We start from the raw sequence: 26536 nt of genomic DNA on the forward strand, positions 1-26536 counted from the left end.
GAAAGAATCACAGCTCGTGCCCAAGTTTCTATTGGTTGCCGACTGGTCCAAAAACCTGATACTCGGGTGGAGCAGTCAGTGGCTTGCCAGCGGAATCAGCGTACCCGCTGAGATTCCGTTCAAGGAGCAACTCTTGCCGACGGCGAAAACGCCTCAGTGAGTGTTGTTCAGTTCAGATCCAGGACGTAGGGGTTGCGTCGCATGGGTGGCATCGTCGGGATCGTCGGTAAGTCGACCGTCAATCAGGCGCTGTATGACGCGCTAACCGTGCTCCAGCACCGCGGCCAGGACGCTGCCGGTATCGTGACCAGCCATGATGGCCGGTTGTTCCTGCGCAAGGATAATGGCCTGGTACGTGACGTGTTTCAGCAGCGTCACATGCAGCGTCTGGTTGGTCACATGGGTATCGGCCACGTCCGTTACCCGACTGCCGGCAGCTCGACGTCGGCCGAAGCCCAGCCGTTCTACGTCAACTCGCCATACGGCATCACCCTGGCGCACAACGGTAACCTGACCAATGTTGAACAGTTGGCCAAAGAGATCTACGAATCCGATCTGCGTCACGTCAACACCAGTTCCGACTCGGAAGTGCTGCTCAACGTGTTCGCCCACGAGCTGGCCCAGCGCGGCAAGCTGCAGCCAACCGAAGAAGACGTGTTCGCCGCCGTGACCGACGTGCATAACCGCTGCGTCGGTGGTTACGCTGTTGTGGCGATGATCACGGGTTACGGCATCGTCGGTTTCCGCGATCCGCACGGCATCCGCCCGATCGTGTTTGGCCAGCGTCACACCGACGAAGGCGTCGAGTACATGATCGCTTCGGAAAGCGTTTCGCTGGACGTGCTGGGTTTCACTCTGATTCGCGACCTCGCGCCGGGCGAAGCGGTCTATATCACTGAAGACGGCAAGCTGCACACCCGTCAGTGCGCAATCAATCCGTCGCTGACGCCGTGCATTTTCGAGCACGTCTACCTGGCGCGGCCGGACTCGATCATCGACGGCGTGTCGGTGTACAAGGCGCGTCTGCGCATGGGTGAGAAGCTCGCCGAGAAGATCCTGCGCGAGCGCCCTGAGCACGATATCGATGTGGTCATCCCGATTCCGGACACCAGCCGCACCGCAGCGCTGGAGCTGGCGAATCACCTTGGAGTGAAGTTTCGCGAAGGCTTCGTCAAGAACCGTTACATCGGCCGCACTTTCATCATGCCGGGCCAGGCGGCGCGCAAAAAGTCGGTACGCCAGAAGCTCAACGCCATTGAGCTGGAGTTCCGCGGCAAGAACGTCATGTTGGTCGATGACTCGATCGTGCGTGGCACCACCTGCAAGCAGATCATCCAGATGGCCCGCGAAGCTGGCGCGAAAAACGTCTACTTCTGCTCGGCGGCCCCTGCGGTGCGCTTCCCGAACGTATACGGCATCGACATGCCGAGCGCTCACGAACTGATCGCACACAACCGTTCGACCCAGGACGTAGCTGATCTGATCGGCGCTGACTGGCTGATCTATCAGGACCTGCCTGACTTGATCGAAGCAGTCGGCGGCGGCAAGATCAAAATCGAAAACTTCGATTGTGCCGTCTTCGATGGCAAGTACGTGACCGGTGACGTCGACGAGGCTTATCTGGACAAGATCGAGCAGGCGCGCAACGATGCCTCGAAGGTCAAGACCCAGGCGGTCAGTGCGATCATCGATCTGTACAACAACTGAGTTTCCACCGGCCCTGAGGGGCCGGTTTTGTATCTGACATTTTTTCAAGAACACAGCAAGGAGAGACAGCATGAGTCAGGAATGGGATGCCGGTCGGCTGGACAGCGACCTCGAAGGCGTAGCGTTCGATACCCTGGCCGTTCGTGCGGGTCAGCACCGCACGCCGGAAGGTGAACACGGTGATCCGATGTTCTTCACCTCCAGCTACGTGTTCCGCACCGCTGCCGACGCTGCGGCACGGTTTGCCGGCGAAGTGCCAGGCAACGTCTATTCGCGCTACACCAACCCGACCGTGCGTGCGTTCGAAGAGCGTATTGCCGCGCTGGAAGGCGCGGAGCAGGCCGTCGCCACGGCAACCGGCATGGCTGCAATCATGGCCGTGGTGATGAGCCTTTGCAGTGCCGGCGATCATGTGCTGGTGTCGCGTAGCGTGTTCGGCTCGACCATCAGCCTGTTCGAGAAATACTTCAAGCGCTTCGGCGTTGAAGTCGATTACGTGCCGCTCGCCGATCTGTCGGCCTGGAACGCGGCGATCAAATCCAGCACCAAGCTGCTTTTTGTCGAATCGCCGTCCAATCCGTTGGCCGAACTGGTGGACATCGCCGAGCTGGCAGAAATCGCCCACGCCAAGGGCGCGCAGCTGGTGGTCGACAATTGCTTCTGCACCCCGGCGCTGCAACAGCCACTGAAGCTCGGCGCGGACATTGTCGTGCATTCGGCGACCAAATTCATCGACGGTCAGGGCCGCTGCATGGGTGGCGTTGTTGCCGGTCGCGGCGAACAAATGAAGGAGGTTGTGGGTTTCCTGCGTACCGCCGGGCCGACCCTCAGCCCGTTCAATGCGTGGATCTTCCTCAAAGGCCTCGAGACTCTCAACCTGCGCATGAAGGCGCATTGTGCCAATGCCCAGGCGCTGGCCGAATGGCTGGAGCAGCAGGACGGCATCGAGAAAGTCCATTACGCCGGCCTCAAGAGCCATCCACAGCACGAGTTGGCTCAGCGTCAGCAGAAGGGCTTCGGTGCGGTAGTCAGCTTCGAGGTCAAGGGCGGCAAAGAGGGTGCCTGGCGCTTTATCGATGCCACGCGGTTGATTTCGATCACCGCCAACCTCGGTGACAGCAAAACCACGATCACCCATCCGAGCACCACCTCGCATGGCCGTCTGGCGCCGCAGGAGCGTGAAGCGGCAGGCATTCGTGACAGCCTGATCCGCGTGGCGGTCGGTCTGGAAGATGTGGCTGACCTGCAAGCTGACCTGACGCGCGGTCTGGCGGCATTGTGATCGAATTGTCCACACCGGTGGCCAATACCCATGGTCGCGTGGCGCTGGTCACCGGCGCCGCACGCGGTATCGGTCTGGGTATTGCGGCCTGGCTGATCAGCGAAGGCTGGCAGGTAGTGCTCACCGATCTCGATCGGGTGCGCGGTTCGAAAGTGGCCAAAGTGCTGGGCGAGAATGCCTGGTTCATCGCCATGGACGTCGCCGATGAAAATCAGGTCGCGTTGGGCGTGGCCGAGGTGTTGGGGCAGTTTGGTCGCCTCGATGCGCTGGTCTGCAACGCGGCGGTGGCCGATCCGCACAACATCACCCTGGAAAGCCTCGATCTGGCTTATTGGAATCGGGTGCTGGCAGTGAATCTGAGCGGGCCGATGTTGCTGGCCAAGCACTGTGCCCCGTACCTGCGTGCGCATAACGGCTCGATCGTCAACCTGGCTTCGACTCGCGCCGGGCAGTCGGAACCGGATACCGAGGCTTACGCCGCAAGCAAGGGCGGGTTGTTGGCGCTGACCCATGCGCTGGCGATCAGTCTGGGGCCGGAAATCCGGGTCAACGCCGTCAGTCCAGGCTGGATCGATGCGCGTGATCCCTCGGTGCGTCGCGCTGAACCTTTGGCCGATGCCGATCACGCCCAGCATCCGGCGGGCAGGGTAGGCACGGTCGAGGACGTGGCGGCGATGGTCGCGTGGTTGCTGTCGCGCAACGCCGGGTTTGTCACCGGGCAGGAATTCGTTGTCGATGGTGGCATGACCAAGAAGATGATCTACACCGAATAACAAGCGAAGCCGCGTTCTGTAGGAGCGAGCCTGCTCGCGAATGCGGTCCATCGATCGATGGCTTCTTCAGGAATGAAGCAATTTCGTCTTTTTCAGAAAAACTCCAATCCTGCTATTGACTTAGCTTCGCCACCTGCGTAAATTTCGCGGCCTCGGAGATGCAAACGGGTGATTAGCTCAGCTGGGAGAGCGTCTGCCTTACAAGCAGAATGTCGGCGGTTCGATCCCGTCATCACCCACCACTCCCGAGAAGCTTGCGCAAGCAAGAGAGTAGGCTGAAAGTGCCTGCACCGACGCGCAGCGGTAGTTCAGTCGGTTAGAATACCGGCCTGTCACGCCGGGGGTCGCGGGTTCGAGTCCCGTCCGCTGCGCCATATTTTACGAGTCAGATTTATCTGGTTCGCGATTGCAAGGCACCGAAGCCTGCAATCAAAACGAGTTACTTGAGTGCAAGCTCAAAGCGATACGCAGCGGTAGTTCAGTCGGTTAGAATACCGGCCTGTCACGCCGGGGGTCGCGGGTTCGAGTCCCGTCCGCTGCGCCATATCTGCTTCAAGGACCACTGAACGCCTTGAAGCGCCGAAACCAGCCACCGGCTGAATCGGATCGATAGCAAAGACCCTGGTCGAAAGACCGGGGTTTTTTGTGTCTGAAATCTGGCTAATCCTCTCCCTAACTCCTGCGCACATCGCCCTGTAGGAGCTGCGGTACGCTGCGATCTTTTGATCTTGGTTAAAAAAAGCAAGATCAAAAGACCGCAGCCTCGTTTCACTCGACAGCTCCTACAAGAATCTCGGCAAGCCTTCTGCGCTACCACGTCGCATTGATTTTTTTGATTAATTAGTCAGGTTTTTGTAACTGGTTGTTTGCTGCGGACGCAGAAAGCTTTAAAGTTAACCTTTCGGTCAGCTTTGCACTGTCAACACAGCTCTTTGCTTCGCCAGAAAGAGCTTCTGCACGACTCGAGATCCCCAGTACATAACCACAAGGGCGGACCTATAACCGTCCAGAGGATGATCCATGTCCAACCGTGAAATATCCCGGCGCTCGTTCCTTCAGGGCGGGCTGGTGGCGGGTGTGAGCGTTACGCTTACGCCGCTCAGCAGTCAGGCGCTGGCTGCCTTGATGGAAAACAGCGTCACCGTGCCGTCCGAGAAATGGCTCGGCAATAACGGCAAGGCGCGTCAACGCAACGACGGCCTTTTCAAGGTCTGCGGGAGCAAAGTCTTCGCTCGCGACATCCGCGCCAAGGACATGCCCGGCTGGCCTGAGCAACAAGGCCACGCCATGCTGCTGAAAACCATCAAGGCCGACCGCATTTACGCAGGCTACGACTTGTCGTGGCTCGGCGCTGATCTGCAGCCGGACCGCATCGTCACCGCTGCCGACCTGGACAAGGACGGTATCGTCTTTCCTGAAGAGCACGCTCCCGATCCATTGCTGCCGCAAGGCAAAGTGCCGATGTTCATCGGTCACCCGGTGGCGATTCTGATCTGGAACGATTTCGAGCGTTTCCGTCAGGCCAAGAATCAACTCAAATTCAACGACAAAGCGATTCGCTACGGTGCCAAGGTGCCGTTTTACGAAGGTGATCCCTACGGCAGTTTCCGCTACGTGCGCGTCGGCGGTGCGACTTCTGCCGATGAGGACGAGTTCGCCAGTCTCAAGGACTCGATCCTGTTCCCGATGCTGAAGAACCGCCGTCCGGTGTGGAATGCATCGCCGAACCTGCACGGTAATCTCACCGAGCGCGGGCTGTTTTACGCCGACCGCATGAAGCAGGAAATCGACACGCCGCCGGACAACTGGCTGGTGTTCGACGAGCGCTACAAAACCCCGTCGATCGAACCGGCTGCCCTCGAGCCGGACAACGGCAACGGCTGGTACGACCCGAAGACCAAGACACTGCATTTCGTTGTGGCGACCCAGTGCCCGCTAGAAGTCGCGACCGAAACCGCGAAGATGATCGGGCCGTCGCGTTTTGGCCTGGCCAATCTGAACATGCACCCGGGCTACACCGTCGGGTACGGCTCCAAAGACCACAACATCTTTGTCTACTACGCAGCCTTGGCCGCGCTGTACGGCGCCGGTGTGCCGGTGCGTCTGGCCAACGACCGCTACGAGCAGTTCCAGAGCGGCATCAAGCGTCACCCGTTCGATATCCGCTACCAGTTGGCGGTGGACAAGAACGATTACACCTTCAAGATTTTCCGCGCTGAAATGAGCGTCGACGGTGGCGGTCGGGTCAACTACAGCCCATCTGTGGCAGCAGTTGGCGCCACTGCGGCGCAGTCGATCTACTACATGCCGCAGAACGATCTGCAGGTTACGGCGTATCACTCGCGCGCGGTCGAGGCGGGTTCGATGCGCGGTTACGGCACCCTGCAAAGCATGGCAGCGACCGAAATGATGGTCGACGAGATCGCCAATCGCCTGGGTGTCGACGCCATCGATTTGCGCCGTCGGAACGCCTTGCGTTCGGGGATGAAAAATACCCAGGGCGCGATCCCGGCCGGTGCACTGCGCCTGCACGAAATTCTCGACAAGGCCTCGGTGCATGAGGTCTGGAAAAACCGCGACGCGATCAAGCAGCAACGTGAAGCGGCAGATCCGGATAACTGGTACGGCGTTGGTTTCGCCATCTGCCAGAAAGACTTCGGCACCGGTTCCGAAGCGCCGATGGCCAGCATCCAATTTGCCGCTGACGGCCGTATCACCCTGCGTCACATCGGCATCGAAATTGGCACCGGCATGTCCACCTCGCAAGCCTTGGTCGTCGCCGATTTCCTCGGCAGCCCGGCGCACGAGGTGAAAACCGGCGAAACCGAATGGCACGAAATGCAGCTGATCACCAGCGGCAACCCGTACATCATGAGCCAGTCCGAGCAGGACAATCTGCTGCGCAATCCACGCTGGGTGGGCAAGCTGGCGTCGGCCTCGTCGGCGACCAACTCCGCCTATTACTTCAGTCATGCAACCCGTGAAGCGGCGCGCGTGCTGTTCAATCACGGTTTGTGGCCGGCGGCACTGGAGATCTGGCGTCAGGGCCCGTATGGCGGCCAGGCCAACCCTTATGTGGTCCGTCGCGAAGATGCGCATTGGGTCGATGGCAAACTCACTGCCAACGGGATGCAACCGCTGAGCTTCGAAGAGTTGGCCAGGCGCGCCCACGAGCGCGGTCTGGTGACCGGCGCGACGGTGCACGGTTTCAACCGCTGGAGCTGGGCCGAGGCCGAGTACAGCATCGACGGCGTGCGCGAGCGCCTGCCGCTCGATGGTCTGGCAGTGAAATACGGCGATGGCGCGCCGCAAGCCAAGAAAGCGCAAATGAACAGCGCAGGCTTCCATTTGCTTGATCGGCAGAACGTCAATTACCCGGTTGTGCAGTTGAACAACGCAGCGGTGACCTATTACAGCCCTGTCGCCACCCTGGTCGAGCTGAAGGTCAACAAGGGTTCGGCGGAAGTTCAGGTGCTCAACCACCACTCATGGATCGAGTGCGGTCGTGTGCTGGTTGAAGAGCTGGTCAAGGGCCAGCTCGAAGGTGGCATCGCCATGGGTATCGGTCACGCGCTGATGGAAGAGATGCCGCTTTATGAAGGCGGGCCGGGGGAGGGTGACTGGAACTTCAACCGTTACCGTCTGCCGATGGCCCGTCACGTTGCGGTGTGGAAGCAGACCGCGGAAATTCTGCCGCCGCTGTCACCGAGCGATCCGTCCAAAGGCATCGCCGAAGTGGTGATGATCCCGATTGTCGGTGCCATCGGTAACGCCGTGGCGCACGCCATCGGTAAACGTGTTCGGGACTTGCCTATCACCGCTGCGCGCATCAAGGAGGCCCTCAATGGCTAACCGTCCGCTTCAACTGACCCTCAACGGTCAATCCGTCGGCCCGGTGGACATCCCTGATGACCTGCCGATGATCGACTACCTGCACGAATACAAAAACCTCACCGGCTCGCGTCTGGGCTGTGGCCAGGGCATCTGCCACGCCTGCGTAGTGATCGTCGACAACCCGGACGGCACCAGCGAGGAGGTGCGTACCTGCATTACCGGCGCGCATTACTTCGAGGGTAAGAAAGTTCGCACCATCGAAGGTCACGCCAGTCGCGACGAGCAAGGCCAGGTCACCGAGCTGAACCCGATCCAGCAGCGCTTCGTCGACGAGTTCGCCTTCCAGTGCAGCTACTGCGCACCGGGTTTCGTCAACGCTGCGACCGTGCTGGTCGAGAAGCTGCAGCGTCAGCCGATCGTCAAAAGTCAGCTGGAGCAAGTCATCGAGGACAGTCTTGGCCATCACGTCTGCCGCTGCACCGGCTACGTGCGTTATTACAACGCGACGCGCAACGTGCTGACCGATCTCGGCCTGGTCAAGGAGGGTTGAGCATGAAGCATTTACTGACCCGCCTGGCTTTTGCTGTCGCAATGGCTGCGCCGCTGTTGGGGGCGCACGCCGACGATCAGGTCAAGCGCGGCGAATACCTCGCCCGCGCCGCCGACTGCATGGCCTGCCACACCGCACCGGGTGGCGCGCCGTATGCCGGCGGCCTGCCGATCGTCTCGCCATTCGGCACGATCTACGGCACCAACATCACCCCGAGCAAAGAGCACGGCATCGGTCTGTACAGCGATGACGAGTTCTTCGCTGCGCTAACCGAAGGTAAACGGCGCGACGGTGCGAATCTGTATCCGGCGATGCCGTACACCTCGTATCACCTTATGCCGCGCGCCGATTCCGATGCGATTCACGCGTATCTGAAAACCATCGAGCCGATCGAGCGCGCCGCGCCGGTGACCAGCCTGAGCTTTCCGTTCAACGTGCGTCTGGGCCTGACCGGCTGGAACATGCTCTACGGCAAAGACGTCAAGCTGGAGCCGGCCGAAGGCAAAAGTGAGGCGTGGAAGCGCGGCCAGTACATGGTCGACGTCCTCGGTCACTGCGGCGAATGCCATACGCCACGCGGCCTGCCGGGCGCGATGCAGATGGACAAGCGGATGACCGGCGGCATCCTCAGTGGTTATCTGGCGCCGAGCCTGCTGGCCACCGACCTGGCCGCGCGCGGCTGGAATCAGCAGGATTTGAGCACGTTTCTGAAGCATGGCATGAGCGCGCAAGGGACGATGTTCAACGAAATGTTCCCGGTGTTTCACAACAGCACTCAAGGTCTGAGCGATGCTGATCTGGCGGCCATGGCGACGTTCCTGCTCGGCGAGCAACCGCCGCCAGCCAAGGAGCTCGTCGAGGTGTCCTTGGACAAGCTCAGCGCAAGCGCTCAGCGCGGCCGCCAGGAATACCTGAACGTCTGCGCCGGTTGCCACGCCGCTGGCGGTGAAGGCAAGCCGCACATCGCCGTGGCCATGCGCGGCAACACCACGTTGCGTCTGGAAGATCCGCGCAACCTGTTGCGAGTGATCGAAGACGGCATCGGCGAACAGAAATTCTCCGGGTTCGAGCGCATGCAACCGATGCCGGGTTTCGCCGACAAGCTCAGTCCTGAGCAATTGACTGATCTGCTCAACTACCTGCGTCAGGGTTGGGGTGGCCAGAGTGCTGAGCTGGCGGTGAGTGACGTGCAGAAGCTGCAAGCCGACGCGCCGAGCGCCGAGCACAAGGCCCACTGATATGCAGTATCTCGATCTGCAAGTGGTGCGCCGGGCGTTGCAGTGGTCGGTAGCGGGACAGCGCATCTGGCTGTGCACCGTGCTGAGCACCTATGGCTCGGCACCGCGCGCGCCGGGTTCGCTGCTGGCGGTAAACGAGGGCGGGCAGTGGATCGGTTCGCTGTCGGGCGGTTGCGTCGAGGAGGATTTTCTTGAGCGCGTCGCCGAAGGTGCGTTTCTCGAAACGATCTGCGTTGTGCGTTACGGCGAAGGCGATGATCCGCGCTCGCGGGTCAGTTTGCCTTGCGGTGGCATTCTCGACGTGCTGGTGGAGAAACTTGACGCCGACTGCGAGGTGCAGGCGCATCTGCGTGAACTGGAGTCGGCGCTGCAGGGGCAGCGTCGTGTGATTCGCGAGGTCGGTTTGGCCAGCGGTGCGCGCGCTATTTTTGCTGATCGCGAGCAGGGCGCACGGATCAAGCGTGAGATCGATCGGGTGCGCATTCGTATTGGCGCAGCGCAGCGTTTGTTGTTGGCCGGCTACTCCAGTGTGGCGCAGGCGTGCGCCGAGTTCGCAGTTGGGCTCGGCTTCGAAGTGATTCTCTGCGATCCGCGCGATGAAGTCCTCGAAGGTGTGGTGCTCAATGGCGTGGAAATCCGTCGGCAGTTGCCTTCGGTGTTCATTGCCGACGGTGGTTGCCATCGCGATACAGCCGTGGTGGCGCTGACCCACGATCCGCGTATCGACGATCTGGCGATGATGGAGGCGGTGCGCACCGAGGCGTTTTACATCGGTGTGATGGGATCGCAGCAGACGTCGCAAAAACGTTTCGAGCGCTTAAAGCGCATTGGTGGATTGAGTGAGGCTGAGCTGGCGCGGATTCATGCGCCGATCGGTCTCAATCTCGGCAGCAAGACGCCGGCGGAAATTGCGCTGGCGGTGCTGGCAGATATCCTGCGGATTCGCAGCGGGATCGCTCGGGATCAGCTTTGAAGTGTGTACGTCAAATGAAAAGGGCCGCTATTTGCGGCCCTTTTTTACATCCCGAATTTATCGCGCAGGCCGTAATACCAGGCGCCCAGCGCGGCGAACGGTGTGCGCAGCAACTGCCCGCCGGGGAAGGGGTAGTGCGGCAGGTCGGCAAAGGCATCGAAACGCTCCGCCTGACCTCGCAACGCTTCGGCGAGGACCTTGCCCGCCAAGTGCGTGTAGGTGACGCCGTGACCGCTGCAGCCCTGCGAGTAATAAATGTTGTCGCCCAGGCGCCCGACCTGCGGTAACCGCGACAGAGTCAGCAGGAAGTTGCCGGTCCAGGCGTAGTCGATCTTCACATCCTTGAGTTGCGGGAAGGCTTTAAGCATCTTCGGGCGGATGATCGCTTCGATGTTCGCCGGATCGCGCGCGCCATAAACCACGCCGCCGCCGAAGATCAAGCGCTTGTCGGCGGTCAGGCGGTAGTAGTCGAGGAGATAGTTGCAGTCCTCCACGCAGTAATCCTGCGGCAATAACGCCTTCGCCAGCTCATCGCCCAGTGGCTCGGTGGTGATCACCTGAGTGCCACACGGCATCGACTTGGCCGCCAGTTCCGGTACCAGATTGCCGAGATAGGCATTGCCGGCGACGATGATGAACTTGGCCCTGACCTTGCCTTGCGGTGTATGCACAACCGGATCGGCGCCGCGCTCGATGCGCACGGCAGGTGATTGCTCGTAGAGGGTGCCGCCGAGAGACTCGACTGCCGCCGCTTCACCGAGCGCCAGATTCAGCGGATGGATATGGCCGCCGCTCATATCGAGCATGCCACCGACGTATTGTTCGCAGCCAACGACTTCACGGATGCGGCGCTCGTCCATGAGCTCCAGCTGCGTGTGGCCAAAGCGTTCCCACAGCCGTTTCTGCGATTCAAGGTGACCCATTTGTTTGGCGGAAAGGGCGGCGAACACGCCACCGTCTTTCAGGTCGCACTGGATATCGTATTTGGCAACGCGCTCGCGAATGATGCGGCCGCCTTCAAAGGCCATTTCACCCAGCAGTCGCGCTTGCTTGGGCCCCACGGTGCGTTCGATTACATCAATGTCGCGGCTATAGCTATTGACGATCTGCCCACCATTGCGCCCCGACGCACCAAAACCGACCTTGGCCGCTTCCAGTACCGTTACGCGAAAACCGTTCTCCAGCAGAAACAAAGCGGAGGACAGCCCGGTATACCCGGCACCGATCACACAGACGTCCGTCTCCACGTCATCCTGCAGCACAGGACGTGGCGGCACGGCATTGGCCGACGCAGCGTAATAAGACTCTGGGTATTGGGTGTTCGCCATCCTGCCGCCTCTGTTTAATATATTTTACGAGTGCGCCGATCCTACCCGAGTTGAAAAACCTCCGCCAGCCACCGGAAAATGTTCTTTGCTGAGCCGGAATTAAATATTTTGCATATTCATAGGGTTAGGTGAAAAAAAGGTGTTGACACCCCTCCGGAATTCCGTAGAATGCCGCCTCACAGCAGGCACGTAGCTCAGTTGGTTAGAGCACCACCTTGACATGGTGGGGGTCGTTGGTTCGAGTCCAATCGCGCCTACCAAACAAAATCCGCTCTGCTGGGCGGTCTAGAAGGGCTCACCGAAAGGTGGGCCCTTTTTTGTTGTCTTGGATTTGCGCTCGCGTTGTTTCCAGTAAATGTCGCCTCGCTCTGTCAGCTCTGCATTCAGTACTGTATCGGCTAAATGATCAAGCGCCATTTTGGTGCGCATTGATTCGAGTCCGTCTTGGAAAAAACCTGAATATTTAAAGGCTTACAGTTCTTTTTCTCCAACCGGTTATCGGAAAAGGTCTTGTCGCGTATTGTGAATTTAAGTAACATTCACCCCGCGTTCACCACCACGGTTTATGCATTTTTAAATCCCAAGCTTCCATCAGCTGCTTGGGATTTTTTTTGCCTGCGATTTGGCTTTGGCATCCATCCCTTCTTCACCTCCGAGCGAGGCGTGATCTTTTCGTCTACTACTGACTGGCCGATTTTCAGTTCTTTCAGAGGGGTGTGTCGATGCTGAGTCACTGGGTTCTTGCGGCTGTTCATCTATTCGCGTTTGCTTTGGCTTTCTGGGCGGTGCTGACGCGCGGCAGAGCTTTAAGTCAGCTCTCGGTGGATGCAGGGGGCGTGAAGCGTATTTTGCTCGCGGATAACCTGTGGGGGCTTTCAGCTTTGACGCTGCTGGTCACGGGAGCGATGCGTGCCTTTGGTGGCTACGAGAAAGGCTCTGACTATTACCTTCACCAACCGCTGTTCCACCTTAAGATGACACTGTTGGTGCTGATTCTTCTGCTAGAGCTTGCACCGATGATCACTCTGATCAAATGGCGCATCGCGACATCGCGCGGTACGGCGCCTGATATCGGACTGGGGAAATTGTACGCGCGCATCAGTCACGTTGAGGCGCTGCTTCTGATGTTGATGATGGTCGCCGCGACAGGCATGGCGCGCGGAGTGGTATTTGCTTAGAAGGCGAAATTCTCCGCGCTCTATCAGAAACGTCCGACAGCCAGCTTCGGGAGTGAAAGGTAACATCGGCGCAAGGGGGGAAAAGTGGGCAAGCGAGGAAAGTCAGTATGCTTCAGGCGCCGTGCCCAGCGGTGTGGAATGCGGATGGCTAAACGGCGCGTGAATCTTTAGCCAGTCTTGCGCAGGGGCAAAAGGACTGGCTACGTGAGGCGGTGTGGCTCAGGGCGTTTGCGGCTTGTCCGGAGCGGTAAGGCCGGCCTGGATGCGTTGGTAAATTTCTTCACGGTGCACTGCCACGTTTTTCGGAGCGTTGATGCCGATGCGCACCTGTTGGCCGCTGACTCCGAGGATGGTGATCGTGATGTCATCACCAATGTTTATGCTTTCACCGACTTTGCGGGTGAGTATCAGCATGGTCTTCTCCTTGATTGCTTTGTAGGGCACCTGATTCAGACAGTGCAGAGGTCGGTGGTATCTATAGATTAGTGCGAAGTCTCACGGTTTGGGTGCCTCTTTCTGACGCGCAGATGCGACATTAATTCCCAGGGCGTAACTATACAGAGGCTGCAATCATCATTCTCGTTGTTTTGTGCCCATTTTGCGGGGCTCGCGAAGTATTTATGAATGATAAGATCGCCGCTTTACGAATTCCGAGGAAAGCGTTGTGCGCAAATTGGTTTGGCTGGTAGCGGCACTGGCATTGGCAGGCTGCGGTGAAGGCAAGAATGTAGATGCGCCCAAGCCTGAGGCGAAGGTCGCGGCAGCGTCGGCGGCCGCTGCGCCCCAGTGGGATCTGGAAGTGCGTGGTGAAACCCCTCAGGCGGTCAGTGATCTGAGCGGCTGGTTGATCGAGCACGCTTTCGTTCCGACAGTCGTCAAGGATGGCAGCGGTAAAACACGAATTCTGATCGGTCCGTTCAACTCCCAGGCTGACGCCGAGGCGCGCAAGGTGCAGGTGGATGCAGCATTGGTAAAAGCCAAGAAACAAAATATTGAATCGGTGGTGATTGAGCATCCGCTCACGCCATAAACGACGCGCCTTCAACACAGCTGAGACACGGACATGAAAAAGGCCTCGAGCATAACGCTCGAGGCCTTTGTATTTGTGCTGCGATCAGCCGCAGGCTTTCAGATTCACCGAGCCGACAAATTCATTGCCGCGCCCCATCACGCACGCCACGCTTTGGTTGCGCTGGCGCTCCCAATCCTGCACCGGGTAAGTCTTGTCCCACGCTTCGTACAACTGCCTATCCTGCTTCGACAGACGCAACCCGTATTGTTTGCTCATATAAAAATACGTACGGGCTATCATGCCGCGAATCGAAGGGCGGGGCATGACCTTCTTGGCCTTGAAGTCGACCTGAGTCAGGCAGGATCCATACTGGCCGGATTGCACCGGCAGCCAGCCGTAGCTGAAGTTACTGCGGTCGCCGTTGACCTCGCCAATGCTCGGCACCAGGTTGTGCAAGTCAGCTTCGGCTTTTTGATACACCGGATCGTAGCGTGTGCAGTTCTTGCGTCCGCCTTGCTGCCAGCATTGTCGCTGGTGACCGATCTGCCAGGCCGGCACGATGTGCTCCCACTCGATTCTTGAAGCGCGCTTGGCGTTCTTGCGCGGCACGTAACCGCAAGCTTTCAAATCGACCTTGTTGCCGGTGTACTTGCAGCCGCAGTAAAACTCGGTTGACTGCGGAGCATAAAGTTTCCACGCGGCTTTCTTGGCTTCCGAAAAGGTTCGTGGGGCGCCAGCCTGGGCGCCCATGGCGAAAAACAACAACAGCAAAGCAACACAGCGGACACTCATTGAATCAATCTTCCTTCGGCACAACCCAAAAAATCTGCACGCCACCGTCATCGCGATAAGCGAGGGTGACGTTATCGTTCTCGGCGATTTCCTCGAGCAGGCGCTCCCAGTCATCCATTGGCTCATCCGGTAAACGGAAAATCAGTGCGGCTTTGGCCTTTTGCGCGGTGGGGGAATTGATGATTTTCTGAACGCGCATACCCATGCGTTCGTAAGCGTCAGGAGCAGCAGGAGAGGTGACCACGAGGTTATCCTTATTAAGCTGTACGTGCATACAGTATTTAACTGTAGGCAATTTCGCAACCGCTTAAAATTCAAGAAAATCCTCTGACACCAGGTTTCCGATTTTGGTGTAAGGCTTGGGGAGTTTTTCGTGGGAGAAATGCTTGAGGGTGTAAGCGAGGCACCACCTGCCAAGTCCGGCAGGTGGTGAGCAATTGCCTGATCAAGGACTGATCAGGCGAAGATCAATCAGTATTCCCAGAACATCCGTTGCAGTTCTTTGCTGTCGTTGGTCTTGGTCAGCGCGACCATTGCCAGGATGCGGGCTTTTTGCGGGTTCAGATCGTGAGCGACAACCCAGTCGTATTTGTCGTCAGGCTGTTCGGCGTTACGCAGGACAAAACCGCCGGCGTTGACGTGGGACGAACGAATGATCTGTACGCCATCCTTGCGCAGTGCTTGCAGGGACGGAACCACGCGGGAGGAGACCGAGCCGTTGCCAGTGCCGGCGTGGATGATGGCTTTGGCACCAGATTGCGCTAGTGCCTTGTAAGCGGTATCGCTGACATTGCCGTAGGAGTAGGCGATTTCTACATCAGGCAGGCTTTTGATGTCCTTGATGTCGAATTCCGAGTCCATGGTGTGACGCTTGGCCGGCATGCGGAACCAGTAGGATTTGCCTTCGACCACCATGCCCAGCGGACCCCAGGCGCTTTTGAACGCTTCGGTCTTGATGTTGATCATTTTGCTGACGTCGCGACCGGACTGGATCTCGTCGTTCATGGTAACCAGCACGCCTTTGCCGCGCGCTTCTTTGCTGCTTGCTACGGCGACGGCGTTATACAGGTTGAGCATGCCGTCCGCCGACATCGCAGTGCCTGGACGCATCGAGCCGACGACGATGATCGGCTTGTCTGTCTTCTCGACCAGATTCAGGAAGTACGCAGTTTCTTCGAGAGTGTCGGTGCCGTGGGTGATGACGATACCGTCGACGTCCTTGCTGTCAGCCAGTTCCGAAACGCGACGACCCAATTGCAGCAGGTTGTCATTGGTGATGCTTTCCGAAGCGATCTGCATCACTTGTTCGCCACGTACGTTGGCCAGTTTGCTCAACTCGGGAATGCCGGCGATCAGTTGTTCGACGCCGACTTTCGCTGCCTGATAGGTGGCGCTGTTTGCGGCACTCGCACCGGCGCCGGCGATGGTGCCGCCCGTGGCCAGGACAACGACGTTGGCCAGTTTGGTCTGGGTTTCGACTTCTTTTGCCTGAATGGCAGTGGGCAGGAGCAGGAGGAGGGCCAATGCGCCCGGAATAAAGGTATTGAAAGCAGATTTCATTATTTTTCTCTCTAGTTGTGAGACGGTGCTGGTGCAGGTTCATCTAGATGCGCCCCAAGCCGATCTGAACGCTTGAGGTGCAGGGAGGAGAGCAGGATTCATACCATGCGTAATGTGCCAGCGGAAAATGTTTAACTCGATGATTTACATCAACATTTGTCGAGGGTCAGGGTCTTGCTGCGGGCTCGTCCATCCGGGATTCCGAACAACAGGCGGATTCTTGTTCGGCTCGCCGATAGGCAATATTTTGAATTGCCGGCCGCGTGACAAATTACCGCTAAAGAAATGTGCCTTCAGGCCGATGCGTCCTCAAGGAAACCAAATCTTAGGAGCTCACATGTCACTGACGGTCGGTTTTGCCAATCCTGCTGCAGTCATCATCGGCGGTAAAACTGCAGCGACGATCACCACCCTGAACGACGCGACCAATGAGGCATCGAGTCAGGCGCTGGGTACCGAGAAGACTGAAAAAAATCAGGTCAGAACCGGTGGCGGTCCTGTTCAGGAGGACAGCAAGGCCGAGAGCGACGGGAATCAGAGCGTCGCCGTTAAAACACTGCTCAAGCGCATGCAGGAACTGCAGAAACAGCTTCAGGAACAGCAGCAGCAACTGGCAGCAGCGCAGGCTGCACGCTATCCAACGCCCGAAGCCAAGGCCCAGGCAGTTATGTCCATTCAGGGGCAGATCGCGCAGACCAGCGCGGCAATGATGGAAGTCGCCGGTGCACTGGTGAAGGAAATGTCCAAGGGCGCCAGTGGTGGCCTGGTCAACACCACCGCATGATGTCGATGGGGCCAATCGGCAATTAGCCCTGCGATAAATGACGATTTCTGATTATTGACAAATGTCGGCGGGATTCCCATAGTTCGATCTACGCAAACGTTTGCGCGGCTTTAGCGGGTCGGACGCCCATGCAGCCGTGATGTAGCTTACGTCAGCGCAAACGTTGCTCACAATAATCATAAGATCGGAGTGAATCCATGAAGCTGCCCTTCGCCGCACGTCTTCTTGCTGTCGCTATGCTGGCTACTACAGCCGCTGCACTACCTGTCTCCTCGGCATTCGCAGAGTCCCCGGAAAAACCCAAAGTCGCGCTGGTCATGAAATCTCTGGCCAACGAATTCTTCCTGACCATGGAAGACGGCGCCAAGGCCTACCAGAAAGAACACTCCGCCGATTTCGATCTGGTGTCCAACGGCATCAAGGACGAAACCGACACTGCCAACCAGATCCGTATCGTCGAGCAGATGATCGTCTCGAAAGTCGATGCTCTGGTGATCGCGCCGGCTGACTCGAAGGCCATGGTGCCCGTAATCAAAAAGGCCGTTGACGCCGGTATCACGGTGATCAACATCGACAACCAGCTCGACCCGGCCGTGGTCAAAAGCAAAAACATCAATGTGCCTTTCGTAGGTCCGGACAACCGCAAGGGTGCACGCCTGGTTGGTGAATATCTGGCCAAGCAACTGAAGGCGGGCGACGAAGTCGGCATCATCGAAGGTGTGTCCACCACCACCAACGCGCAGGCGCGTACGGCCGGGTTCAAGGATGCGATGGAAGCCGCGCAGATCAAAGTAGTCTCGCTGCAATCCGGTGATTGGGAAATCAACAAGGGCAACCAGGTTGCCTCCTCGATGCTCAGCGAGTATCCACAGATCAAGGCACTGCTTGCCGGTAACGACAGCATGGCAGTCGGCGCCGTTTCCGCAGTCCGCGCCGCCGGTAAGGCTGGCCAGGTTCAGGTCGTAGGTTACGACAACATCAATGCCATCAAACCAATGCTCAAGGACGGTCGTGTGCTGGCGACGGCTGACCAGTTTGCAGCCAAGCAGGCCGTATTCGGCATCGAAACCGCACTGAAGATCATCAAAGGCGAAAAAGTCGACAGCGGTGCCAACGGCGTGATCGAAACACCGGTCGAGCTGGTCACCCAGTAAGTCATCTGCGACACAATGGCGCTCGTCCGTTCGGGCGAGCGCATGGAGATTTCTATGTCAGTTTCCGCCCCGAACGCTGTCCTCTCGGTCAGCGGTATCGGCAAGACCTATGCGCAACCGGTGCTCACCGGCATCGATCTGACGCTGATGCGCGGTGAAGTACTGGCGCTGACCGGCGAGAATGGTGCCGGCAAAAGTACCCTGTCGAAGATCATTGGCGGTCTGGTTACGCCTACAACCGGCCAGATGCAATTTCAGGGCAAGGACTACCGTCCGGGCAGCCGTACCCAGGCAGAAGAGCTTGGCGTGCGCATGGTCATGCAAGAACTCAATCTGTTGCCGACGCTTTCGGTGGCGGAAAACCTGTTTCTGGATAATTTGCCGAGCAGCGCTGGCTGGATCAGCCGCAAGCAACTGCGCAAGGCGGCGATCGAAGCCATGGCGCAAGTCGGCCTCGACGCAATCGACCCGGACACGCTGGTCGGTGAGCTGGGTATCGGTCATCAACAGATGGTCGAAATCGCGCGTAATCTGATCGGCGATTGCCACGTACTGATCCTCGATGAGCCCACGGCGATGCTCACGGCGCGCGAAGTCGAAATGCTCTTCGAGCAGATCACGCGTTTGCAGGCTCGCGGCGTTTCCATCATTTACATTTCCCACCGCCTCGAAGAACTGGCGCGGGTGGCGCAGCGTATCGCCGTGCTGCGTGACGGCAATCTGGTCTGCGTCGAGCCGATGGCCAACTACAACAGCGAGCAACTGGTTACCCTGATGGTCGGTCGCGAGCTGGGCGAACACATCGACATGGGGCCGCGCAAGATCGGCGCTCCGGCGCTGACGGTTACGGGCCTGACGCGTTCGGACAAAGTCCGCGACGTCTCCTTCGAAGTGCGAGCCGGGGAGATTTTCGGCATTTCCGGGTTGATCGGGGCAGGGCGTACGGAGTTGTTGCGGCTGATCTTCGGGGCCGATGCCGCCGACAGCGGCACCATCGCGCTCGGCTCACCGGCGAAGCTTGTAAACGTTCGCTCGCCTGTCGACGCCGTGCGCAACGGCATTGCTCTGATCACTGAGGATCGCAAGGGCGAAGGGCTACTGCTCAGTCAGTCGATCAGCGCCAACATCGCCTTGGGCAACATGCCTGAAATCTCCAGTGGCGGCTTCGTCAACAATGGCGATGAAATCTCCCTGGCACAGCGTCAGATCGAGGCCATGCGCATCCGCAGTTCGAGCCCGACGCAACTGGTCTCGGAACTGTCTGGCGGTAATCAGCAGAAGGTCGTGATCGGCCGCTGGCTGGAGCGCGACTGTTCAGTACTGTTGTTCGACGAGCCCACTCGCGGTATCGATGTCGGCGCCAAATTCGATATTTATGGCTTGCTCGGCGAATTGACCCGTCAGGGCAAGGCGTTGGTAGTGGTGTCCAGTGACCTGCGCGAGTTGATGCTGATCTGCGACCGGATCGGCGTGCTCTCGGCGGGGCGTCTGATCGACACCTTCGAGCGCGACAGCTGGACCCAGGATGATTTGCTTGCTGCCGCATTCGCCGGCTACCAAAAACGTGATGCGTTGCTCAACGAAGCAGCGCCTAGGGATCTCCCATGAAAACTGCATCTTCTGCCAGTAAACGTAGCGGCAACTTTTTCGGCCTGGGTACTTATCTGGGTCTGGCCGGTGCCTTGCTGGCGATGATTGCGCTGTTCTCGGTCCTGAGCAGCCATTTCCTCTCGTACAACACTTTCAGCACCCTGGCCAACCAGATTCCTGACCTGATGGTGCTCGCGGTGGGCATGACCTTTGTGTTGATCATCGGCGGCATCGACCTGTCCGTCGGCTCGGTGCTGGCGCTGGCCGCGTCGACCGTCAGCGTTGCGATTCTCGGCTGGGGCTGGAGCGTTTTGCCGGCGGCTCTGCTCGGCATGGCGGTGGCGGCTTTGGCTGGCACCATCACCGGCTCGATCACCGTGGCCTGGCGAATCCCGTCGTTTATCGTCTCCCTCGGCGTGCTTGAGATGGCCCGCGGTGTGGCGTATCAGATGACCGGGTCGCGTACTGCGTACATTGGCGATGCGTTTGCCTGGCTGTCGAATCCGATCGCGTTCGGCATTTCCCCATCATTCATCATCGCTTTGCTGATTATCTTCATCGCGCAAGCAGTTTTGACCCGTACTGTTTTTGGCCGCTACCTGATCGGCATAGGCACCAACGAAGAGGCTGTACGTCTGGCCGGGATCAATCCTAAACCATACAAGATTCTGGTGTTCAGTCTGATGGGTGTGCTGGCGGGCATCGCTGCGCTGTTTCAGATTTCGCGTCTGGAAGCGGCTGATCCGAACGCAGGTTCGGGCCTGGAACTGCAGGTGATCGCAGCGGTGGTTATCGGCGGCACCAGCCTGATGGGCGGGCGCGGTTCGGTGATCAGCACTTTCTTCGGCGTGTTGATCATTTCCGTTCTGGCAGCCGGTCTCGCGCAGATTGGTGCGACTGAGCCAACCAAGCGCATCATCACCGGTGCGGTGATCGTCATTGCCGTGGTGCTCGACACCTATCGCAGTCAACGCGCCAGTCGCCGGGGTTGAACCATGGCAACGATCAAGGATGTAGCGGCGCTCGCGGGCATTTCCTATACAACCGTGTCGCACGTGGTGAACAACACCCGGCCGGTCAGTCAGGAAGTGCGGCGCAAAGTGGAGGCGGCGATCAAAAGCCTCGACTACGTACCCAGTGCCGTGGCGCGCTCGCTGAAAGCCAAGACCACCGCCACCATCGGCCTGCTGGTGCCGAATAGCCTCAACCCGTACTTCGCTGAACTGGCGCGGGGAATCGAGGATTACTGCGAGCGTAACGGCTACTGCGTGATCCTCTGCAACTCCGACGACAATCCGGACAAGCAGCGCAGTTATTTGCGCGTGTTGCTGGAAAAACGCATCGACGGTTTGATCGTCGCCTCCGCGGGCGGTGACAGTGGTCTGGCGGAAGGGCTGGCGGGGGTGAAGACGCCGATGGTCATCGTCGACCGGGGCCTGGAAGGTGTGAATGCCGATCTGGTGCGCATCGACCACGAATACGGCGCTTATCTGGCCACCCGTCACCTGCTAGAGCTGGGGCACCGCGACATCGCCACCATCGGCGGTCCGGCCAGTACCAGCGTGGCGCAAATGCGCCAGGCCGGTTACTGCCGAGCGCTGCAAGAGGCGGGGATAGAGGTGCGCGAAGAGCGCATGCTGGACAGCGATTTCACCAGTACCGGTGGTTACAACGCCGCTGCCCGGCTACTCGAAAGCAGTCCGCCCAGCGCGATTTTTGCCGGTAATGACATGATTGGCATCGGTGTGCTGCGCGCAGCGGCCGAACGAAACGTGCGGGTGCCGGCTGAGCTGTCGGTGATCGGCTTCGATGACATTCAGATGAGCCGTTATGTCTATCCGGCGCTGACCACGGTAGGCCAGTCGATCCTGCAACTGGGCGAGATGGCCGCCGAGGTGCTGTTGCGCAGAATCGCTGCGCCTGACTCAGGTGCCGATCAACGCATCGTAACCCCGAGCATTGTGCTGCGCGAATCGACTGCGCCGCTGTCCGGCGTGTTCACCGAATATCGCTGAAACCGAATTGATGAGTAGTGATGTATGCCAGCAAATGTAGTGGTAATAGGTAGCCTGAACATGGACTTGGTCACCCGGGCGCCACGGCTGCCACGCGGCGGTGAAACGCTGATCGGTCATTCTTTTGCTACCGTGTCGGGCGGCAAGGGCGCCAATCAGGCGGTTGCTGCTGCGCGCTTGGGCGCGAGGGTGGCGATGATCGGTTGTGTGGGCAATGACGACTATGGCGTGCAACTGCGCGAGGCGTTATTGACCGAGCACATCGACTGTCAGGCCGTCAGTGTCGTAGAGGATTGCAGTGGCGTGGCGCTGATCGTAGTCGATGACAACAGCCAGAACGCCATTGTGATTGTCGCCGGTGCCAACGGGGCGATGACCCCAGCAGTTATCGACCGCTTTGATGCAGTCTTGCAGACTGCCGATGTAGTGATCTGTCAGCTTGAGATCCCCGATGCGACAGTCGGGCATGCGCTCAAGCGTGCGCGTGAGTTGGGCAAAACCGTAATCCTCAACCCGGCGCCGGCCAGTCGTCCCTTGCCAGCAGACTGGTTTGCCGCGATTGATTACCTGATTCCCAACGAGAGCGAAGCGGCTGCATTAAGCGGGTTGGCGGTCGACTCGCTGCAGACGGCTGAAACGGCTGCCACTCATTTGATTGCCATGGGTGCCGGCAAAGTCATCGTCACCTTGGGCGCGCAAGGATCGTTGTTCGCCAATGGCGAGGGCTTCGAGCATTTCCCCGCAGCGACGGTGAAGGCGGTAGATACCACGGCAGCGGGTGACACTTTTGTTGGCGGTTTCGCCGCGGCGCTGGCCAGTGGCAAGTCTGAGGCCGAGGCGATTCGCTACGGTCAGATCGCCGCTGCGCTGTCGGTTACCCGTGCCGGTGCGCAACCGTCCATTCCAACCATGTCCGAAGTACAGGCGTTCAGACCCGCATGAAAAAGACTCCTCTGCTCAACGTCGCGCTGTCGCGACTGATCGCGTCTCTCGGTCACGGTGACATGCTGGTGATCGGTGACGCCGGTTTGCCGGTGCCACCGGGTGTTGAATTGATCGATCTGGCGCTCACCCATGGCATCCCTGAATTCGTCAGCACACTGAAAGTCGTGCTCAGCGAAATGCAGGTGGAAAGCCATGTACTGGCCAGGGAGATCTTCGACAAGCAACCGACGGCGCTAGCCGATCTCGATGCATTGAACGAAGAAGGTGCGCTGGGGCGCAAGGATCTGCTCACCCATGAGCAGTTCAAGGTGCTTAGCCGACAAGCAAGGGCGATCATTCGTACAGGAGAATGTCAGCCGTACTGCAACATCGTTCTGGTCGCCGGGGTTACATTCTGATTTCCGATTCACCTGCACAAGGAATGCGCCATGCAACGCTATGCTGAAAAGTTCCACCAACTGATCCGGAGCCTGCTGCTTTTGTCCGTGATAACTGCGACCGGCGCTCAGGCGGCGGAAAAGATCGACCTGATTATCGACACCGATCCCGGCGCTGACGACGTGGTCGCCTTGCTCTTTGCTCTGGCGTCACCTGATGAACTGAATATCCGTGCGCTGACGACCGTTGCCGGCAATGTGCGACTGGACAAAACATCCCGTAACGCACGGCTGGCTCGCGAATGGGCGGGGCGCGAAGACGTGCCGGTTTACGCCGGCGCGCCGAAACCACTGATGCGCACGCCGATCTACGCCGAGAACATTCATGGCAAGGAAGGCTTGTCGGGCGTCACGGTTCACGAGCCGAAGAAAGGCCTGGCGAAAGGGAATGCGGTCAACTATTTGATCGACACCCTGAAGTCCGCCAAGCCGCACAGCATCACCATTGCCATGCTCGGTCCGCAGACCAACCTGGCGCTGGCATTGATCCAGGAGCCTGAGATTGTTCAAGGCATCAAGGAAGTGGTGATCATGGGCGGGGCGCATTTCAACGGTGGCAACATCACCCCCGTTGCCGAATTCAACCTGTTCGCTGATCCGCAGGCTGCTGAAGTGGTTCTCAAGAGCGGCGTGAAGCTTACGTACCTGCCGCTGGACGTGACGCACAAGATCCTCACCAGTGATGCGCGCCTGAAGCAGATTGCTGCGCTGAACAACAATGCAAGCAAGATCGTTGGCGACATTCTCAACGAGTACATCAAGGGCGATATGGAGCACTACGGTATTCCGGGTGGCCCGGTGCATGACGCCACTGTTGTGGCGTATCTGCTCAAACCGGAGCTGTTTACCGGACGAGCGGTCAATGTCGTGGTGGATAGCAGGGAAGGGCCGACATTCGGGCAGACCATCGTTGACTGGTACGACGGATTGAAAGCACCGAAGAACGCGTTCTGGGTTGAAAATGGTGACGCCCAAGGTTTCTTTGATTTGTTGACCGAGCGCCTGAAACGCCTTAAATAAGCCTGCTAACCCGCAGGCCACGGCCTGCGGGTTTTCATTGTGCCTGCTCGGCCGGTACGATCGGGTATCGTTCGAATACCTGATTGATAAATTGCTGCGCCGCCTCGATTCCCAGCTCCTTGACCAATAGATCAATGCCGATCAACGCCAGCTCTTCCGTCGTGCCGGGGCTGTAAGAGCTGTGTCCGTCTGCCCATTTGGCGTTAATGGCGGCGTCGATACTGAGGCTGGTCATGAGGAGGCTCGAAAGGTCGGGATGTATGTTTTCGAGTTAACCATTTTGCGCGTCGTTAGGCACTGCGACTTAGGCATGAGCGGGGCACTATGCGACACTTGGTCTTTCACGGTTTTTCAGGGACACCGCTGTGCAGATTGACTTGAATTCTCCCGATGGCCTGACTCTTGAGGCTGTACGCCAACTATTGGCCTCGGCCAGCGATGACGTACACAACCAATTGCGCGTGACTAAAGGTGGCATCGCTTATCTGTCCACCGTGACCGGCGGACAGGATATCGACGGTCTGTTGTTTCGCCTGGAAACGTGGGCGAAGGGCTCGGGCTATGTGGGCAATGTCGCAGCCAGCGATGAGGTCTGGGTTATGCAGATCTTCAACGCGCTTAAGGACAACTGGCCAAATCCGTCCGATGACTACATCGACGTTTATTGAGCTGCATTAATATTCAGTCACGATTGTTTGCTGAGTCAGGCGGTGCTGCTCAGGCACACTCGGCATTTTTCCGCTCGTGGGGCAGACATGGCTTCGGCAGTGAAACCAAACGCCGAGCTGGCGGTCGCACGATCTCTGCTTAAACATTTGAAAACAAGGAGGCTTCATGCCTTTGAAGTTCGCGACACTGGGTGCACTTATGGCCGCTGCTCTGTTGGCCGGTTGCAGCACAACCTCCAGCGAGTCGGCAAAGGAGCCCGTGGCGGCTGTTTCAGGTAATAGCCGCTGCGAAGCATCGGCAGCACAATTTGCCATCGGCAAAAAGGCGTCCCCTGAGTTGCTGGATCAGGCGCGCGCCAAGGCTGGGGCGCAAAACGCGCGCTTCCTCAAGCCAAACGACATGATCACTCTGGAATATCGCTCCGATCGCCTGAATCTGAACACTGACAACAATCTGGTGGTTACCCGAGTCAACTGCGGCTGAGCACTTTGTTTCAGGCATAAAAAACCCCGTCACCAGGACGGGGTTTTTTTAGTGCGCCAAGAAATTACTCTGGGCGGACTTGTGCAGCTTGCATACCCTTTTGGCCTTTCTCAGCCACGAAAGAGACGGTCTGGCCTTCTTTCAGGCTTTTGAAACCGTCGGATTCGATAGCTTTGAAGTGTACGAACAGGTCGTCACCGCCACCTTGAGGAGTGATGAAGCCGAAGCCTTTTTCATCGTTGAACCATTTTTAGGTGCCGGTTTGGCGATTATTCTTGGTGTATCTCCAAGAAACATATATTTTCAGTAGTACTGTGCTGCTCAGGCCAACTGGGCACACCCGGGTATCATAGTCGAAATGTTCGCTTTGGTAGCCCCCCGGACGTGCTGTTTGCCAATCAGTCGTGTTTTCTTCACCGCCTGTTTTTGCTGTAAGCCCCGGTTTGAAAGGCTTGCAGCGAAACGTAAAGACGATAAAAAAACCTGTAAAACCTGCATAAATCGTCTGAAAAGGCTCATTTCCAACACTTTTTTTCGCCTTTCAGCCGATCAGAATGCTCGGTTTGATTATTTTTTCGCTGGGGTATTTGCCTTGCATTTGGCGATCTGGCCAAGGGCTTTCTGTTGCAGTTCAGGCGTTGCCTTGTTGTCCATCAGTGCCTGAATATCGCTGGCCGGATAGGACTTGATAGCGTCAGCACCGCAAGCGCAGTGGGACTTCGCTGCGGCAGCACCGATCTGTTGGGTGGCAGCCTGGGTGCACTGGGCCATGTACTTTTCGCGCTCGCCTTTGGGCCAGTCGGCATGGGCGCTCAGTGGTAGCAGCAGAACGACGGGGGCGACGACAGCGAATAAGCTTTTCAGACGCATGCGAGGATGCTCCTTGTGGGTCAATGTCTTGTTATCTGAGGGCGCAATGGCCGATCAAGTTCAGCACTCTGGCATAAAAACGGACAATCTGCCTTCAGCCAAATCAGGGCGTAAGCGACCGCTCATCTGTGCTAGCATGCCGGGCTCAAGCGTTCTCAGGCTTCGGATGACCTTCAGTCACGAAGCGGTCGGCGTGCGAATATTTCCGATTTGAATCCCAGTCACTCTGGTTCGGTTTTCCGGTTGGCCGCAAGGCTCCTGCCGCTGTAAGGCAGGCGTTCGTCATTGAATGGCCTGGATCGGATCTTGTACTGGCTCATCCCAACCCACGTGACCTTTGGT

27 protein-coding genes, 4 tRNA genes and 1 pseudogene are annotated in these 26536 nt (G+C 58.4%); 24 read left to right on the plus strand and 8 right to left on the minus strand.

What is annotated here, in order from left to right:
* The 11 genes and pseudogenes from ACIGDJ_RS10675 to ACIGDJ_RS10725 form a co-directional block, all read left to right on the plus strand.
* Positions 1 to 160 (plus strand): annotated as a pseudogene (locus tag ACIGDJ_RS10675) (CvpA family protein); the annotation flags it as partial.
* A 41-nt stretch (positions 161 to 201) separates the two neighbouring features.
* Entirely contained in the window at positions 202 to 1707 is a 1506-nt protein-coding gene (gene purF, locus ACIGDJ_RS10680; RefSeq protein ID WP_397504553.1) for an amidophosphoribosyltransferase, read from the plus strand.
* A 70-nt stretch (positions 1708 to 1777) separates the two neighbouring features.
* On the plus strand, positions 1778 to 2989 hold the full coding sequence (locus tag ACIGDJ_RS10685) for an O-succinylhomoserine sulfhydrylase (RefSeq protein WP_313006196.1): 1212 nt from the start codon (positions 1778 to 1780) through the stop codon (positions 2987 to 2989).
* On the plus strand, positions 2986 to 3762 hold the full coding sequence (locus tag ACIGDJ_RS10690) for an SDR family oxidoreductase (protein ID WP_397480104.1): 777 nt from the start codon (positions 2986 to 2988) through the stop codon (positions 3760 to 3762). The genes ACIGDJ_RS10685 and ACIGDJ_RS10690 overlap by 4 nt, the downstream gene beginning before the upstream one ends.
* A 166-nt stretch (positions 3763 to 3928) precedes the next feature.
* Positions 3929 to 4004 (plus strand) — tRNA-Val (locus tag ACIGDJ_RS10695).
* A gap of 55 nt (positions 4005 to 4059) precedes the next feature.
* Positions 4060 to 4136, plus strand: a tRNA-Asp gene (locus tag ACIGDJ_RS10700).
* Between the two features lie 93 nt (positions 4137 to 4229).
* Positions 4230 to 4306, plus strand: a tRNA-Asp gene (locus ACIGDJ_RS10705).
* 476 nt (positions 4307 to 4782) lie between these two features.
* Entirely contained in the window at positions 4783 to 7614 is a 2832-nt protein-coding gene (locus ACIGDJ_RS10710) for a xanthine dehydrogenase family protein molybdopterin-binding subunit (protein WP_397480103.1), read from the plus strand.
* Positions 7607 to 8146, plus strand: a complete 540-nt coding sequence (locus ACIGDJ_RS10715) for a (2Fe-2S)-binding protein (protein ID WP_101159989.1) — start codon at positions 7607 to 7609, stop codon at positions 8144 to 8146. Before ACIGDJ_RS10710 ends, ACIGDJ_RS10715 begins: the two co-directional genes overlap by 8 nt.
* Positions 8147 to 8148: 2 nt before the next feature.
* Entirely contained in the window at positions 8149 to 9384 is a 1236-nt protein-coding gene (locus tag ACIGDJ_RS10720; protein ID WP_397480102.1) for a c-type cytochrome, read from the plus strand.
* A gap of 1 nt (position 9385) precedes the next feature.
* The gene (locus tag ACIGDJ_RS10725) at positions 9386 to 10357 is read left to right on the plus strand and encodes an XdhC family protein (protein ID WP_397480101.1); all 972 of its coding nucleotides are present in this window, start codon (positions 9386 to 9388) and stop codon (positions 10355 to 10357) included.
* A gap of 44 nt (positions 10358 to 10401) precedes the next feature.
* Here the strand turns inward: ACIGDJ_RS10725 and ACIGDJ_RS10730 are convergent, their stop codons facing one another.
* Positions 10402 to 11685: an NAD(P)/FAD-dependent oxidoreductase gene (locus ACIGDJ_RS10730; protein ID WP_397480100.1), complete on the minus strand. Its 1284-nt coding sequence runs from the start codon at positions 11683 to 11685 to the stop codon at positions 10402 to 10404.
* A gap of 183 nt (positions 11686 to 11868) precedes the next feature.
* Here ACIGDJ_RS10730 and ACIGDJ_RS10735 point away from each other — a divergent pair.
* Together ACIGDJ_RS10735 and ACIGDJ_RS10740 are read left to right on the plus strand one after the other, a co-directional pair.
* Positions 11869 to 11945 (plus strand) — tRNA-Val (locus tag ACIGDJ_RS10735).
* A gap of 462 nt (positions 11946 to 12407) precedes the next feature.
* Complete coding sequence (locus ACIGDJ_RS10740; protein WP_313003699.1) at positions 12408 to 12863, plus strand: DUF2214 family protein; 456 nt, start codon at positions 12408 to 12410, stop codon at positions 12861 to 12863.
* A 219-nt stretch (positions 12864 to 13082) separates the two neighbouring features.
* Here the strand turns inward: ACIGDJ_RS10740 and csrA are convergent, their stop codons facing one another.
* Positions 13083 to 13277, minus strand: a complete 195-nt coding sequence (gene csrA, locus ACIGDJ_RS10745; protein WP_003179932.1) for a carbon storage regulator CsrA — start codon at positions 13275 to 13277, stop codon at positions 13083 to 13085.
* A gap of 250 nt (positions 13278 to 13527) precedes the next feature.
* Here csrA and ACIGDJ_RS10750 point away from each other — a divergent pair, with 250 nt between their 5' ends.
* Entirely contained in the window at positions 13528 to 13893 is a 366-nt protein-coding gene (locus ACIGDJ_RS10750) for an SPOR domain-containing protein (protein ID WP_101159979.1), read from the plus strand.
* A gap of 84 nt (positions 13894 to 13977) precedes the next feature.
* Here ACIGDJ_RS10750 and ACIGDJ_RS10755 read toward each other — a convergent pair whose 3' ends face one another.
* The 3 genes from ACIGDJ_RS10755 to ACIGDJ_RS10765 form a co-directional block, all read right to left on the minus strand.
* Positions 13978 to 14667 (minus strand): endonuclease, encoded by a 690-nt coding sequence (locus ACIGDJ_RS10755; protein WP_024012402.1) that lies wholly within the window; start codon positions 14665 to 14667, stop codon positions 13978 to 13980.
* A 4-nt stretch (positions 14668 to 14671) separates the two neighbouring features.
* The gene (locus ACIGDJ_RS10760) at positions 14672 to 14941 is read right to left on the minus strand and encodes a DUF1654 domain-containing protein (protein ID WP_397480099.1); all 270 of its coding nucleotides are present in this window, start codon (positions 14939 to 14941) and stop codon (positions 14672 to 14674) included.
* A gap of 197 nt (positions 14942 to 15138) precedes the next feature.
* Entirely contained in the window at positions 15139 to 16227 is a 1089-nt protein-coding gene (locus ACIGDJ_RS10765) for an asparaginase (protein WP_101159977.1), read from the minus strand.
* A 337-nt stretch (positions 16228 to 16564) separates the two neighbouring features.
* Here ACIGDJ_RS10765 and ACIGDJ_RS10770 point away from each other — a divergent pair, with 337 nt between their 5' ends.
* From ACIGDJ_RS10770 to ACIGDJ_RS10805, 8 genes are all read left to right on the plus strand, one after another.
* Positions 16565 to 17011, plus strand: a complete 447-nt coding sequence (locus tag ACIGDJ_RS10770) for a hypothetical protein (RefSeq protein ID WP_101159976.1) — start codon at positions 16565 to 16567, stop codon at positions 17009 to 17011.
* A 197-nt stretch (positions 17012 to 17208) separates the two neighbouring features.
* A complete protein-coding gene (locus ACIGDJ_RS10775) occupies positions 17209 to 18165 on the plus strand; it encodes a sugar ABC transporter substrate-binding protein (protein ID WP_313003682.1) in 957 nt (318 codons plus the stop codon).
* Positions 18166 to 18219: 54 nt separating this feature from the next.
* Positions 18220 to 19773, plus strand: coding sequence for a sugar ABC transporter ATP-binding protein (locus tag ACIGDJ_RS10780; RefSeq protein ID WP_397480098.1), 1554 nt, complete (start codon positions 18220 to 18222; stop codon positions 19771 to 19773).
* A complete protein-coding gene (locus tag ACIGDJ_RS10785) occupies positions 19770 to 20747 on the plus strand; it encodes an ABC transporter permease (RefSeq protein ID WP_101159973.1) in 978 nt (325 codons plus the stop codon). The genes ACIGDJ_RS10780 and ACIGDJ_RS10785 overlap by 4 nt, the downstream gene beginning before the upstream one ends.
* A gap of 3 nt (positions 20748 to 20750) precedes the next feature.
* The gene (locus tag ACIGDJ_RS10790; protein WP_101159970.1) at positions 20751 to 21770 is read left to right on the plus strand and encodes a LacI family DNA-binding transcriptional regulator; all 1020 of its coding nucleotides are present in this window, start codon (positions 20751 to 20753) and stop codon (positions 21768 to 21770) included.
* Between the two features lie 24 nt (positions 21771 to 21794).
* Positions 21795 to 22712 (plus strand): ribokinase, encoded by a 918-nt coding sequence (gene rbsK / locus ACIGDJ_RS10795; protein WP_313003671.1) that lies wholly within the window; start codon positions 21795 to 21797, stop codon positions 22710 to 22712.
* Entirely contained in the window at positions 22709 to 23113 is a 405-nt protein-coding gene (rbsD, locus tag ACIGDJ_RS10800; protein WP_313003666.1) for a D-ribose pyranase, read from the plus strand. The genes rbsK and rbsD overlap by 4 nt, the downstream gene beginning before the upstream one ends.
* A 30-nt stretch (positions 23114 to 23143) precedes the next feature.
* A complete protein-coding gene (locus ACIGDJ_RS10805; RefSeq protein ID WP_101159962.1) occupies positions 23144 to 24172 on the plus strand; it encodes a nucleoside hydrolase in 1029 nt (342 codons plus the stop codon).
* Positions 24173 to 24206: 34 nt separating this feature from the next.
* Here the strand turns inward: ACIGDJ_RS10805 and ACIGDJ_RS10810 are convergent, their stop codons facing one another.
* On the minus strand, positions 24207 to 24407 hold the full coding sequence (locus tag ACIGDJ_RS10810; protein WP_101159959.1) for a hypothetical protein: 201 nt from the start codon (positions 24405 to 24407) through the stop codon (positions 24207 to 24209).
* A 130-nt stretch (positions 24408 to 24537) separates the two neighbouring features.
* Here ACIGDJ_RS10810 and ACIGDJ_RS10815 point away from each other — a divergent pair, with 130 nt between their 5' ends.
* Positions 24538 to 24840, plus strand: a complete 303-nt coding sequence (locus ACIGDJ_RS10815; protein ID WP_101159945.1) for a hypothetical protein — start codon at positions 24538 to 24540, stop codon at positions 24838 to 24840.
* A gap of 166 nt (positions 24841 to 25006) precedes the next feature.
* The gene (locus tag ACIGDJ_RS10820; RefSeq protein ID WP_101159943.1) at positions 25007 to 25324 is read left to right on the plus strand and encodes an I78 family peptidase inhibitor; all 318 of its coding nucleotides are present in this window, start codon (positions 25007 to 25009) and stop codon (positions 25322 to 25324) included.
* A gap of 64 nt (positions 25325 to 25388) precedes the next feature.
* On the opposite strand, the gene ACIGDJ_RS10825 is transcribed toward ACIGDJ_RS10820, so the two are convergent.
* Both ACIGDJ_RS10825 and ACIGDJ_RS10830 read right to left on the minus strand, forming a co-directional pair.
* Positions 25389 to 25541 (minus strand): cold shock domain-containing protein, encoded by a 153-nt coding sequence (locus ACIGDJ_RS10825; RefSeq protein ID WP_131657994.1) that lies wholly within the window; start codon positions 25539 to 25541, stop codon positions 25389 to 25391.
* Positions 25542 to 25891: 350 nt separating this feature from the next.
* On the minus strand, positions 25892 to 26194 hold the full coding sequence (locus ACIGDJ_RS10830) for a hypothetical protein (protein WP_101159941.1): 303 nt from the start codon (positions 26192 to 26194) through the stop codon (positions 25892 to 25894).
* Positions 26195 to 26536: the final 342 nt, after the last annotated feature.

Origin of the sequence: Pseudomonas sp. NPDC079367, assembly GCF_044542195.1 — a bacterium.
Lineage (GTDB): Bacteria > Pseudomonadota > Gammaproteobacteria > Pseudomonadales > Pseudomonadaceae > Aquipseudomonas.

Coding starts and splice junctions, on each gene's coding strand:
- purF (WP_397504553.1), top strand. CDS start 202: ATGGGTGGCATCGTCGGGATCGTCGGTAAGTCGACCGTCAATCAGGCG.
- ACIGDJ_RS10685 (WP_313006196.1), top strand. CDS start 1,778: ATGAGTCAGGAATGGGATGCCGGTCGGCTGGACAGCGACCTCGAAGGC.
- ACIGDJ_RS10710 (WP_397480103.1), top strand. CDS start 4,783: ATGTCCAACCGTGAAATATCCCGGCGCTCGTTCCTTCAGGGCGGGCTG.
- ACIGDJ_RS10715 (WP_101159989.1), top strand. CDS start 7,607: ATGGCTAACCGTCCGCTTCAACTGACCCTCAACGGTCAATCCGTCGGC.
- ACIGDJ_RS10720 (WP_397480102.1), top strand. CDS start 8,149: ATGAAGCATTTACTGACCCGCCTGGCTTTTGCTGTCGCAATGGCTGCG.
- ACIGDJ_RS10725 (WP_397480101.1), top strand. CDS start 9,386: ATGCAGTATCTCGATCTGCAAGTGGTGCGCCGGGCGTTGCAGTGGTCG.
- ACIGDJ_RS10730 (WP_397480100.1), bottom strand. CDS start 11,685: ATGGCGAACACCCAATACCCAGAGTCTTATTACGCTGCGTCGGCCAAT.
- ACIGDJ_RS10740 (WP_313003699.1), top strand. CDS start 12,408: ATGCTGAGTCACTGGGTTCTTGCGGCTGTTCATCTATTCGCGTTTGCT.
- csrA (WP_003179932.1), bottom strand. CDS start 13,277: ATGCTGATACTCACCCGCAAAGTCGGTGAAAGCATAAACATTGGTGAT.
- ACIGDJ_RS10755 (WP_024012402.1), bottom strand. CDS start 14,667: ATGAGTGTCCGCTGTGTTGCTTTGCTGTTGTTGTTTTTCGCCATGGGC.
- ACIGDJ_RS10760 (WP_397480099.1), bottom strand. CDS start 14,941: ATGCACGTACAGCTTAATAAGGATAACCTCGTGGTCACCTCTCCTGCT.
- ACIGDJ_RS10765 (WP_101159977.1), bottom strand. CDS start 16,227: ATGAAATCTGCTTTCAATACCTTTATTCCGGGCGCATTGGCCCTCCTC.
- ACIGDJ_RS10770 (WP_101159976.1), top strand. CDS start 16,565: ATGTCACTGACGGTCGGTTTTGCCAATCCTGCTGCAGTCATCATCGGC.
- ACIGDJ_RS10775 (WP_313003682.1), top strand. CDS start 17,209: ATGAAGCTGCCCTTCGCCGCACGTCTTCTTGCTGTCGCTATGCTGGCT.
- ACIGDJ_RS10780 (WP_397480098.1), top strand. CDS start 18,220: ATGTCAGTTTCCGCCCCGAACGCTGTCCTCTCGGTCAGCGGTATCGGC.
- ACIGDJ_RS10785 (WP_101159973.1), top strand. CDS start 19,770: ATGAAAACTGCATCTTCTGCCAGTAAACGTAGCGGCAACTTTTTCGGC.
- ACIGDJ_RS10790 (WP_101159970.1), top strand. CDS start 20,751: ATGGCAACGATCAAGGATGTAGCGGCGCTCGCGGGCATTTCCTATACA.
- rbsK (WP_313003671.1), top strand. CDS start 21,795: ATGCCAGCAAATGTAGTGGTAATAGGTAGCCTGAACATGGACTTGGTC.
- rbsD (WP_313003666.1), top strand. CDS start 22,709: ATGAAAAAGACTCCTCTGCTCAACGTCGCGCTGTCGCGACTGATCGCG.
- ACIGDJ_RS10805 (WP_101159962.1), top strand. CDS start 23,144: ATGCAACGCTATGCTGAAAAGTTCCACCAACTGATCCGGAGCCTGCTG.
- ACIGDJ_RS10810 (WP_101159959.1), bottom strand. CDS start 24,407: ATGACCAGCCTCAGTATCGACGCCGCCATTAACGCCAAATGGGCAGAC.
- ACIGDJ_RS10820 (WP_101159943.1), top strand. CDS start 25,007: ATGCCTTTGAAGTTCGCGACACTGGGTGCACTTATGGCCGCTGCTCTG.
- ACIGDJ_RS10830 (WP_101159941.1), bottom strand. CDS start 26,194: ATGCGTCTGAAAAGCTTATTCGCTGTCGTCGCCCCCGTCGTTCTGCTG.